This is a genomic window from Acinetobacter sp. TY2 (assembly GCF_046269225.1).
In the GTDB taxonomy this organism is placed as follows: domain Bacteria; phylum Pseudomonadota; class Gammaproteobacteria; order Pseudomonadales; family Moraxellaceae; genus Acinetobacter.
The window spans coordinates 1-11,024 of sequence record NZ_JBJZOR010000044.1 but is presented as its reverse complement, the minus strand read 5'-3'; the positions used below and the strand labels follow the sequence as shown (position 1 = coordinate 11,024).

At 34.6% G+C, this 11,024-nt stretch carries 10 protein-coding genes; 5 read left to right on the top strand and 5 right to left on the bottom strand.

The window, feature by feature from the left end; translation table 11 throughout:
* The first annotated feature begins 813 nt into the window (after nt 1-813).
* Complete coding sequence (locus ACK1JC_RS16520; protein WP_409512929.1) at nt 814-1,653, top strand: helix-turn-helix domain-containing protein; 840 nt, start codon at nt 814-816, stop codon at nt 1,651-1,653.
* Nucleotides 1,654-1,739: 86 nt separating this feature from the next.
* Here ACK1JC_RS16520 and ACK1JC_RS16515 read toward each other — a convergent pair whose 3' ends face one another.
* The gene (locus ACK1JC_RS16515) at nt 1,740-2,030 is read right to left on the bottom strand and encodes an addiction module antidote protein (RefSeq protein ID WP_409512928.1); all 291 of its coding nucleotides are present in this window, start codon (nt 2,028-2,030) and stop codon (nt 1,740-1,742) included.
* A gap of 1 nt (nt 2,031) precedes the next feature.
* On the bottom strand, nt 2,032-2,328 hold the full coding sequence (locus ACK1JC_RS16510) for a type II toxin-antitoxin system RelE/ParE family toxin (RefSeq protein ID WP_409512927.1): 297 nt from the start codon (nt 2,326-2,328) through the stop codon (nt 2,032-2,034).
* Nucleotides 2,329-2,531: 203 nt separating this feature from the next.
* Between ACK1JC_RS16510 and ACK1JC_RS16505 the strand changes: the two genes are divergently transcribed.
* Nucleotides 2,532-2,999, top strand: a complete 468-nt coding sequence (locus tag ACK1JC_RS16505) for a tetratricopeptide repeat protein (protein WP_409512926.1) — start codon at nt 2,532-2,534, stop codon at nt 2,997-2,999.
* A gap of 221 nt (nt 3,000-3,220) precedes the next feature.
* Here the strand turns inward: ACK1JC_RS16505 and ACK1JC_RS16500 are convergent, their stop codons facing one another.
* Complete coding sequence (locus ACK1JC_RS16500; RefSeq protein WP_409512925.1) at nt 3,221-3,673, bottom strand: Lrp/AsnC family transcriptional regulator; 453 nt, start codon at nt 3,671-3,673, stop codon at nt 3,221-3,223.
* A gap of 109 nt (nt 3,674-3,782) precedes the next feature.
* Here ACK1JC_RS16500 and ACK1JC_RS16495 point away from each other — a divergent pair, with 109 nt between their 5' ends.
* Entirely contained in the window at nt 3,783-4,418 is a 636-nt protein-coding gene (locus ACK1JC_RS16495) for a LysE family translocator (protein WP_409512924.1), read from the top strand.
* 37 nt (nt 4,419-4,455) lie between these two features.
* Nucleotides 4,456-5,247 (top strand): 3-methyl-2-oxobutanoate hydroxymethyltransferase, encoded by a 792-nt coding sequence (gene panB, locus ACK1JC_RS16490; RefSeq protein ID WP_409512923.1) that lies wholly within the window; start codon nt 4,456-4,458, stop codon nt 5,245-5,247.
* Nucleotides 5,248-5,578: 331 nt separating this feature from the next.
* Here panB and ACK1JC_RS16485 read toward each other — a convergent pair whose 3' ends face one another.
* Nucleotides 5,579-6,877 (bottom strand): hypothetical protein, encoded by a 1,299-nt coding sequence (locus ACK1JC_RS16485; RefSeq protein WP_409512922.1) that lies wholly within the window; start codon nt 6,875-6,877, stop codon nt 5,579-5,581.
* A 2,140-nt stretch (nt 6,878-9,017) separates the two neighbouring features.
* Entirely contained in the window at nt 9,018-9,227 is a 210-nt protein-coding gene (locus ACK1JC_RS16480) for a hypothetical protein (RefSeq protein WP_409512921.1), read from the bottom strand.
* A 793-nt stretch (nt 9,228-10,020) separates the two neighbouring features.
* On the opposite strand from ACK1JC_RS16480, the gene repM reads away from it, so the two are divergent.
* On the top strand, nt 10,021-10,950 hold the full coding sequence (gene repM, locus ACK1JC_RS16475) for a replication initiation protein RepM (protein ID WP_409512920.1): 930 nt from the start codon (nt 10,021-10,023) through the stop codon (nt 10,948-10,950).
* The last annotated feature ends 74 nt before the right edge of the window (nt 10,951-11,024 follow it).

Below are 11,024 nucleotides of genomic sequence, written 5' to 3'. Positions count from 1 at the left end.
ATAAAAAAGCCCAACATCCTGTTGGGCTTTTTTACATATTTGATGCTTGAGGTATAACTCCTGTCGTACCTTTAACATTTCCTTGTTCTTTGGTTTTTCTTATTCTCTGGAGCATCCTGCTCTCTATGTATTCATGATAAGAAATTGTGTTCCATGGGTATATTGGCAAAATCCCTAAATTACTGTACGCCTAGGCGTACAACACATTTAAATTATCCCAAGATTTGTCCGCAGAAATTGGGGATAATTTAAGCACTGGATGAATTGATAACACAGGTGAAACGCCCAATTCGATTAAAAAACGCTCAATTTTATTGGCGAAATATACCAGTTTTGTTCATAAAAAAGCCGATATGTTTCTATATCGGCTTTTGGCTGGTTTTTTGAATTTTTGAATGATGCTAATTAATTGATATTACAGGCTTATTACAAATTGATTTCGCATAAGCACCATTATGTTAAATGGAGAACAAATTAGAAAACAAACCTAAAACTGAATAGCCTGAGGTTTTCGTATTGATTCACTCAGTATAACTACTCCTTTTGTACCTATCTCTTATTATTATTTTTTGGAACTCCTATTCATCATAATAAATTATAGCTAGGTCGTATAGCTGTGAAGGACTTGAATTGATGTGAGAATATACTTAGAAGAGAGACTAAAACTCTCCCAACTTTCACTAGCTAAATTATAAGAGACTAATTATTTAGCCATGACTAAATAAAACATTATTTCCCCTTATTTAATTCCATCGTTCATTAATTTTCCTACACTGTACTATGATGTTTTGTTATGATGTTTGGTGTGTAAACATGATGTTATACATCTTGATTGTAATTTATATTGATGCTATCTTGATGTTTGTGGTGTTTTTTTATGATGCTTTTTGTGTGGGGTATAATGATATGATGGTACATTTGATTGATGGTCCTAATAGCTCCTTTGCTATAAGACTTAGAGATTTTCGGAGCAGAAAAGGATTAACTCAGGACGAGTTAGCCCAGTGTTGTGGAATAGCAGTAAGAAATATTTCTTTATATGAGTCTGGCCATTCCATACCAAGGGTTGGAACATTAGAAAAATTAGCAGAATGTTTAGATTGTGATTCTTATGTTCTTTTGCATGGTAATACTAGAGAAACCCATGAATATCTTTCGAAACAAAGTAAAGAATTTTATAAAAATGTGGTCAAAAAAAACCAGTATTTATATATAAATGAATGGGATCGATTGATTCTGAGGGAAAACATAATATTTAATCAACCCATTTATGTTGAGAACCCTGTAAGCAATGGGCATTCTAGTAATTTGAACCTATTTGTTCCATATATAGGTCCTATATCCAATTTTATAGCAGTAAGACTTCCTAAAAATTTAAGCCTCTCTACTTCAGATATTTATAATAATTATGAACAAATATTAATTGTTAATTTATTGAGAGGAACTCAAGAAGATTTAAAAGATGGTGTGCAAGTTATATATGCTGCTATTGATAAGCAGAAATTACCAAGTTTAGGTACTGTAAAAAGAGAGGTAGGAGAAGAAAACTTCTTTATTCAATCAGTACCTAATAGTTTTAAATATTTTGAGTTCGATGATAAGCAATACGAAATTTTAGGTATCGTAGAAGGAGTTATATGTAGAAAATTATAAATTTTTTCTAAAATTAACATAATACACCTTATGCGAAATCAAAAATGGGAGACCTAAGCTCCCATTTTTACTGATTATTTTAAAATTTAAGCATTTTGAACTGTAAGTTTCAAACCTAAAGCATTCACTACACGATTGATCGTATCAAAACGAGGTGCTGAGTCATGACGAAGTGCTTTGTAGAGGGCTTCACGGCCAATGCCAGCCTCCTTCGCAATTTGGGTCATACCTCTTGCTTTAGCGATTACACCAAGTGCGTGAGCTAATTCAGCAGGATCATTATCTTCAAGCACCATATTGAGATACACCACAATATCTTCTTCAGTTTTAAGTGATTCAGCCATATCAAAACTTGGTAAATCAGCGACTTTAACCATTTTAATCCTCCAATGTTTTCGATAATTTGACTGCACGATCGATATCTTGTTGTTGTGTGGATTTATCTCCACCACCAAGCATAACAATCACAACGTCACCATGTTGGATATAGTACATCCTCCAACCTGAACCAAAGAATTCTCTCATCTCCCAAACACCTTCTTGGAGAGGCTTGATATCTCCCCAATTCCCACGTTGAACCTTATCTAATCTACGATTCAAGCGAATACGGGTCATATTGTCTTTAATATCATCTAACCATTCATCAAATTCAGGCAGACGTTTAATTTCAATCATGAGGATTCCTTCTATTCTTACTCAATTGTATTCGATCGAATACATAAAGCAAGTATTTTCCCTTTAGATTTGTCTACAAAATTTGTATAACGACTATTATGTTAAGTGAATCTTTTTATAGAACATCACCTCTTTATTTTATTGAGGCTTATTAGCATAATTTGAAATAGAATAGATAAAATGATACTAAGAGTTTTTTCGATATGAAGTTAATAAAGCCGACAATATTATTCACAATTTTATTTTCACTCTTTTTCACTAATATTAGTCATGCTGAAATATCGGAAAAAAATAATTTAGTTTCGAAGACTGATGCTGAAAAAAAATATGAGTTAGGAATGATGTATTCGAATGGATTAGGTGCAGAAAAAGATGATAAAAAAGCACTTTTTTGGTTTTTGCAGGCTGCTCAACAAGGTAATGTCGATGCTCAACTTAGGCTTGGTATGATATATATACTAGGAAGTGGTATTCCAAAAGATGATAAAAAAGCATTTGAATGGATTAATAACGCGGCAGAACAAAATAATGCTGATGCACAGTATTTTTTAGGAAGCATGTATCAAAGTGGTGAAGGTGTAGCAAAAGATAAAAGAAAAGCTTTGGAATGGTTCAATAAATCTGCTCAACAAGGTAATGAAAAAGCAATTGAAGAGCTTAAGAATTACTGATTTTAGACACAATATCTTCTTATATATTTCTATAAAGTTCTTCTAAAATTAATATAATACTCCTTATACGAAATGTAAGAGTGAGTTTATTACAATGATTTTTATGAATTTTTTAAAACTTAAGACCTAGTCAGGTGCCTAGGTTTTTTCATTTCGTATAACCTCCATTATGTTAAATGGGATGCATTAGTCGATTTTTTCTAGGAGTTATAAGACATATTTTATAAGGGAAATAAGCGGTTAGAAATCACACTTTTCATGACCATGGTGGAGGTAAGTCGTTGAACTCCCGGAAGAGCAGAAAGCTTTTCATCATATAGTTTTTGAAAATTAGCTAAATCGCTTACAACCACATGTAATAAATAATCAGGATCTCCAAATAAGCGCTGTGCTTGAATGATGTAAGGGATATCAAGAATAGCCTCCTCAAAATGGGAAAGAGTCTTTTTATCACCATCTTTCATCGTCACAAATACAATCGTCGAAAATTCTAGCCCAATACGACTCGCTTCAAGCTGAGCACAATACCCTTTTATTATCCCTGACTCTTCTAAAGTCCGAAGTCTTCGATGACATGGTGAAAGACTTAAGCCTACTTTTTCTGCCAATTCTGTAATCGATAAACGCCCATTAGATTGTAATTCAGCAAGAATCTTTCTATCTATCTTATCCATTTAGAAAAATCTTCCTTTTAAATTGAGTTATGAGCAACTATTTGAAAGCACATTCTAGATCTTAAGACTTATCCTTTCCAGCTTGTGAAATGAAATGATTTTTTAATTTATGACCTTTAATACAATTATCGCCTTTTGGAGTATATCCATTCTTTTTGTTCTCACTCCCGGGGCTGATTGGGCATACGCAATTTCAGCTGGAATTAAAGAAAGAATTCTACCTGCTATCTCAGGGTTGTTACTTGGTCATTTTATAGCAACACTTATTGTTGCTGCGGGTGTAGGGACACTTGTTGCGAGCCAACCTTTAGCGCTTATGGCACTTACTGTTATTGGGTCGCTTTATTTATTATGGATTGGGATTAGTTTATCTCGTTATCCGACAACTATATCTAATGAAAAAAAACTCAACCTAGACACTAATAAACCATGGTGGAACTGGGTTATTAAGGGTTTCGGGGTAAGTGGGCTAAATCCAAAAGTCTTTTTGTTATTCCTCGCATTATTACCCCAATTTATTCATACATCTGCATCATGGTCTGTTACTACACAAATTATTTCTTTGGGGTTAATTCATATTTTTAGTTGTGCTGTGGTCTACTTTTTGGTGGGTTTTTGTGCTCAAACTTTATTAAAAACACGCCCACATGTTGCACAGATTGTTAGCCGAATTTCAGGAGGCTTAATGGTTTTAATCGCTATTATTTTAATCATAGATCAGGTTAAACATTACAATTTTGGATAAGCGCCAAAAATTTAATAGATGAAATCGTGAGGAAATCATGCAGCAAGTTACATTACAGACATTAAAAAAGATGAAAAAGGATGGAGAAAAAATCGCAGTTTTAACTTGCTACGATTCAACTTTTTCCAAGATTTCAAATCAAGCAGGCATTGATGCTTTACTGATTGGAGATACATTAGGGATGGTCTTACAGGGAAATGATAGTACCTTACCTGTAACTATTGAGCAGATGGTTTACCATACTGCATGTGTCAATAAAGGCAACGATCATGCTTTTATCATTGCTGATATGCCATTTATGAGCTATTCATCTCCAGAGCTTGCTCTCAAAAATGCTGCCCTTCTCATGCAAGCTGGTGCTCATATGGTGAAAATTGAAGGTGATTTATGGCTTTCAGAAATAATTAAACAACTCACTCAAAATGGTGTACCTGTATGTGCTCATATTGGTTTAACACCTCAAGCAGTTCACGTTTTCGGTGGTTTTAAAGTTCAAGGCAAAACTGAGGAGCAAGCAAATCATCTTCTCAATACAGCAAAACAATTAGAACACGCAGGAGCTGTCATGCTATTGCTTGAATGTGTGCCGTCTAATCTTGCCGCAAAAATTTCTCAGTCAGTCACGATTCCCGTTATTGGCATTGGTGCTGGGGCAGAAACAGATGCTCAAGTTCTGGTGCTACATGACATGTTAGGACTTAATGATAAACCCGCAAAATTTGTACGCAATTTTATGCAAGACAAAACTAGTATTCAGGAAGCGATTGAAAGTTATGTTTCTGCTGTAAAAGATGGTTCTTTCCCGAGTGCGAAACATCAATATATTTAGTAATTTGTACGTGTTTAATTTAGTTTTCCTAAAATTAACATAATACACCTTATTCGAAATACTTGAAATGATCTTATTGTTCTGATTTTTATGCATTTTTTAATTTTTAAAGCCTAGATTAGAGTCTAGGCTTTTTCTGTTAGAACCCATTTTAAAGTTTCCATAATTTCCTTTTTTACTAGTAAAGCTAAAGAACCTAAGTGAATATTGTAAAAAATAGGAAAAATAATTTTTTATATGATTTATTTTATTAAATTATTTAACGATTTTGGAAAAAAATATCAAAACAGCCTAACTGTTAAATTATTTAACAATATTGAAAAACACCTATCTATTTGTTATATTTAATTTTTTTAATGATATTTTTGACATCATTTTCAGTATCATCTCTAACCTCCACATTCGGTTTAGGATCAGCAAGGTTTCTATTTTTGGCTTGGTTTATACGCAGTAAATCAGCATAAATATACTTTTCTAATGCTTTTTCATCTTCAATCTGACTTAAGCTTTGATCTACATGATTCTCAGCTTTATACGACAAAATCGTTTGAGTGAACCGCATCACTCGCTCATGTAACTCTGTAAAGGAATAAATATTAAAGTCGACTCTCGTACTATAAAATGCCTCTCTTTTAATCTGTTCTAAATCAAAAGCTTGATAGATCGGAAACGTACGTTTCTTTTGAACTTGTCTTTTCCCTTTGACTGCATTCTGACGTACAGCTCTGCGGTTGTATTTCTTTTCAAGCTCATAGCAAATTTCCCCTACATCTTGAGTCGTGCCACGGAAAGCAGGGACATTCGACAAAGCAAAAACGCCTGCTTCAATCGCTTTTTTTAGCTCATCATCAGTCAGCCAAGTTTTGACCTGATCTTTGGTCGGACTTACTTTATTTTTTGCTTCAAACTGCTGTTTTTTAATATGCTTCTTTTGTGTCAGTTTCGACTGAATCCCTGCTCTACACAGTTTTAAAATATGTGCTTTGTATTGCGGTGTCAGATGCCAAGTCCATGAAGTAGGTTTGATCAGTTTGGCATCCCCCTTTTTTTCTTGCATCAACTTGTACTCAGCTAAACGCTTTTTACTCCGATCAGAAAGGCGAAGTACCACTTTGGGCATGTCTTGACTGAAAAGCTGTAGCCGTGAATCACGGTGTAAGAGGCAGTGAAAAGTATCCTGACATGGTCTGCCATCCTTTTCCTTAAAGCTTTTCTTTATGAGTTGCTTTTGATAGCTAATCACACGCTGAAACCGTTGTTCAGCGGTCATCTTAGTCATTTCAACTTCTGTTAAATGAAACTCTTCTATCATCTTTGTGATAACTGACTGCTTCTCCCTCAAAGCACTTGGTAAAGTCACCATAACAAAAACCTGGCACTTGCCTTGCCGTAAAAGTTGCTGATTAAGCTGAATCACCAAATGTGCATTGCACAAGTCCTTTTTATCTCTAGCTTTAGAGCGTGAGTCTCCTGTTTTACTGACGTGAAATTTGCTGATCAACCAAGCCAAAGTGTTCTGTGCTTTATCAACATCAATGAAAAACTTTTGATAGAACGTGGCCTTAGCTAGATACACCGTTCGGTGTAAAGCAGACATTGTGATTTCATCACTTGTCGTATAAAAAATCATGTATTCCCCAAAATCTATAAATAAAAGCCGAGATGTAGTAGGGCGAATGTAGTAAAAATAAAAATTTAGGGTCTTACTTTTTTTAATGTATTAACATCTCTTCACAAATCTGTTTTGCTTTTTAATAAAAGGCTTGCGTAGCAGGGCTTTTAAAGGTTTTTCGAAGAAAAACTGCCACCTGAAAGGTGGCTAAGGGGCAACGAGACGTAGTTAAGTTGTTCCTTAGATTAACTCGGCTCGTTGCCCCTGCTCTTATTCACCATCTAACTTCATGGTGGTATAACAATTCAGAACGACATTTTCAGTGTGATGCTGAAAAAAGACTTTTCGACGCTCTAAGGCAGTCGGCAGTTCTTGACCTCAAAGTTAAGGACTGACCATCCTTAACTGTTTTTTCTTTTCGAAATAGCTAAGGACTGACCATCCTTAGTGCATCTTGGCTCTTATGTGGCTGTAAGAGTTGGCGAAAGCCTATATTTTCGTGTAGCTCTATACTGGTGAAAGCTAGTTGGTAGGGTTGCGACGGAGACTGTGAGAACCTCAATGCAAAACCTCCCTGCTACTCTTTGAGTAGGAATGGTTTGCATGTCAGTTCTCCTTTTATCCTTTCAGTTAAATCAAATTGCCCTCAGCCCATATAAAAACACTCGGCTGAGTCGCCTTCGGGCGACACTGAAAAACTTAGAGCCATTCTGAGTCTAAAGACCTGAATTGCAATAAGCCGTTTTATGGAATGGAAGTCGAGACATGATGTCGAGACGAAAACACCATACGCTGGGTTAACCTGCTAGTGAATTTTCACTGTTGGGAGGTTTAGAAGCCTCATCTTGCGTACCCGATCGGGGAGGACGTGCATCAACCGCTAAGCGGGAAATTGTACGGGGGAAGAAAAAAGTCGAAAGGCTTGTGGGTCTGTCTCATTTGACAGATTCCCTCTCGGTCAGTGGTAACACTGATCGCCAAATAGCTCAACCGAACCACCTCTTCTAGCGTCAAAAATACGCTAGGAATGACAGAGGCTGGAGGGATGCTTATGAAAACTTTGAAGGTATTTATGCTGTAAAAGTGATTGATCTGACCAACGAAAACCGTGTGATTTAAGTGGAGTTGCGGAACAACGCTCCATGAAGTCAAGGATGGCAAACCAAGTGTTGCACGGTGTAATGTTGAAGGTCTAGTAAGCCCTGTTTCTGTTTATTCAGATACAGCGATTCATAAAACTAAAGTGGGAAGCACAGGAGTTTAAGTTAAACGGTTTAGCCTCCGTTTAGGCGTTCTAAGGTTGAAAAACCGAAAGAAGAACTTTAGTCATAATAAAAATCTATAAAGGCTTCATTTGCCCAAGTAGATACAAAAGACTTTCACCTGTGAGAGATCGTGCGAGTAAGAGATAATTCGCCGAAGAATTATCGCTAAGCAGTCGAGTACGAAAAAAACGTGCAAGCCTGTGGATGAAAGTGCGAACGGAAATAGTGAGATAGAAATCGAAAAGTTAGAATTTTGTTGCGGTTAAACAGGTCGTTTAACTTCTCTCAAAGCTTTGGTCGGCTGTGGGATTCAGGGTGGTACTTGAAAGCAAAATTCGAAGTCAAATTTTAGGTTTTTTTATAAAAAAACCAAGAGTTTAGGTTTAGCTTAAACACGGTCATTTCGTATCAATGCAGTTTTCAATGTTCTGTAAAAACAAGCGTTTAGGTCTTCGTATAAAGCCTTCAGTTAGCTAGTGCAATTGAAACGTAACTAGGTCGATGAATGATTTTTTATTTAGCATTTTTGGCAACTCGGTCAAAGTCAGCCTTTAATCAAAATACAAAAATTCGGGATTCAAGCGATTGATGTTTTTCGCTTTTTTAAAATATCAAACCGTCATTTAAAATGGCACACCTTTCAACAAGGTTTGTTGATGCAATCCTCAGCATAACGAGGACTATCTATTCAAAATGAGTCCGATTTTTAAATAAATACGCTTATTTCTAAACTGTATTTCAGTTTCATTATAGTTTTTGGGAACTATCACAATTTTGTGGTAGTTCCTGATCCTTCATAGAAGCTCACCATTTGCTTTCTAAGCGACTTTTATTAATCTGCATAAAACACTAAGCTACACCATTAAAAGTAGAAACTAATGCAATCTATGAGCTTAGTTCTTATCCTTAGATATATCTTGTTCACAGTCTGCCATAAAATCTTCTAAACCTTTGGGATTATCAAATAATTTAAAATACTCTTCCCAAGTTTCTATTTGCTCTTGATCTTCTTTGAAGACTCCATCCGTATCAAGTTTATAGCTTCTTGGAGGTTTGTCTAAAATGCTTATGGTGAGAGAAACTAAATCTTGATCTTTACTCATAGGTGATCTCCTTAGTGAGTGTCTACGAGCGACAAAAAGAAAAATTGCGCCTAGACTCCTTGAAAAACAGCTTTTCAAACAGGGTTACTTAATATCTGTAGTAAATCACATGATGATCTTTACTCCTAGATCGAGCGTAGCGAGCATAAATACTTATGAGCGAAGCGAATTCAGAGTTGTGTTTTTTTATAAAATTGATTCAAAGTGTTTGCAAAAAAATTGCCTCCAAGAATCGAGCGATAGCGAGATTCAATAGAGTTTGAGCATAGCGAAAACATAGGGCAATTTTTTATAGTGGGCAATTTTTTATAGTTTAGGTTTTTAATGTTTTTAATGTTTTTAATGTTTTTAAGTACTCTGAAACCATTATGAATAAAGTGTTTCAGAGCTTATATAGCAACGTTTACTCGGTTATATAGCAACGTTTACTCGGTTATATAGCAACGTTTACTCGGTTATATAGCAACGTTTACTTAGGATATGACAACAAAAATAAACAATGTTGTTATAATTAATATATTTATTAAAATCAATACTTTATAGAATTTGAAATATTTTATTTTTTTACGAATTTACGTTTTATGATGCTTTTACCTTAAATATAGCAACAAAAACTCGGTCAATGTTTTATATTTAACAATCAATATTCTATTGAAATATAAGTATTAATTTTAAATTTATTATATTAGATTTAGTAAAAAACCATCAATTTCTTGAATTTTCATTATAAATTGACAACGAGATTATTTCATGTTGCTATAACAACAGATTATTTCATGTTGCTTATTTACTTATGAAAGACGTAATTGTTAAATCAAATAAACTAGTAGAAGCGATTCAAACATTAACTTTGTCTGAGACACGTTTGGTTCAACTAGCTATTATTGATGCTAGAGAAAAAGGACACGGCCTTAGCTCTCAACATCCTCTTGAATTAAAGGCTGAAAGATATGCGAAAGCGTTTAATGTCACGCTAGATGCCTCGTATTCAACCTTATTAGAAGCCGAACAAAATCTTTTTAAGAGACAATTCACTATTACTAATGATGATGGCTCTCCTACCAAAAGTCGTTGGATTCAAGATGTGAATTACCAAAAAGGTGAAGGTAAAATTTTAGTCACCTTAACTCGTGTTCTTATTGATCATATAACTAGGATTGACGGATTTACACAGTATTTCACTCAATATCATTTAGAACAAACAGCAAATTTTACAAGTGTTTATGCTATTAGACTTTATGAATTATTAGCACAATGGCGAACAGCTAGACATACACCAGTATTTGAAATCAATAAATTTAGAGAACAATTAGGAGTTGGAATTAATGAATACTCTCGAGTTGAAGCTTTCAAAAGACGTGTTTTGGAACCAGCCTTACTTCAAATCAATGAGTTCTCCGACCTAACAGCCAAATATACTCAACAAAAAAACGGACGATCTATTTCAGGTTTTTCCTTCACCTTAAAAGTCACAAACAAAGAAAAAGAACTCAAAGATGTAACCTCATCTAAACAATATAAAAAGATGACAGATTCTCAGCGATTCCTTTTTGCTAGGAAACTTGCAGAATTATCTGAGATGTCTAAATACTCTGTAGGTACTGAGTCGTATGATCAATTTGCAATACGTATTGCAGACATGCTTAAAGATGAACAGAAATTTGTAGAGCTATACCCTTGCTTACTTAAAGTTGGCTATTTAGAAAAAAGTCAAATAAACTAAGTTATGTAAGTTATGTAAGTTATGTAAGTTATGTAAGTTATGTAAGTTATGTAAGTTATGTAAGTTATGTAAGT

Coding starts and splice junctions, on each gene's coding strand:
- ACK1JC_RS16485 (WP_409512922.1), bottom strand. CDS start 6,877: ATGATTTTTTATACGACAAGTGATGAAATCACAATGTCTGCTTTACAC.
- ACK1JC_RS16500 (WP_409512925.1), bottom strand. CDS start 3,673: ATGGATAAGATAGATAGAAAGATTCTTGCTGAATTACAATCTAATGGG.
- ACK1JC_RS16510 (WP_409512927.1), bottom strand. CDS start 2,328: ATGATTGAAATTAAACGTCTGCCTGAATTTGATGAATGGTTAGATGAT.
- panB (WP_409512923.1), top strand. CDS start 4,456: ATGCAGCAAGTTACATTACAGACATTAAAAAAGATGAAAAAGGATGGA.
- repM (WP_409512920.1), top strand. CDS start 10,021: ATGAAAGACGTAATTGTTAAATCAAATAAACTAGTAGAAGCGATTCAA.
- ACK1JC_RS16515 (WP_409512928.1), bottom strand. CDS start 2,030: ATGGTTAAAGTCGCTGATTTACCAAGTTTTGATATGGCTGAATCACTT.
- ACK1JC_RS16495 (WP_409512924.1), top strand. CDS start 3,783: ATGACCTTTAATACAATTATCGCCTTTTGGAGTATATCCATTCTTTTT.
- ACK1JC_RS16520 (WP_409512929.1), top strand. CDS start 814: ATGATGTTATACATCTTGATTGTAATTTATATTGATGCTATCTTGATG.
- ACK1JC_RS16480 (WP_409512921.1), bottom strand. CDS start 9,227: ATGAGTAAAGATCAAGATTTAGTTTCTCTCACCATAAGCATTTTAGAC.
- ACK1JC_RS16505 (WP_409512926.1), top strand. CDS start 2,532: ATGAAGTTAATAAAGCCGACAATATTATTCACAATTTTATTTTCACTC.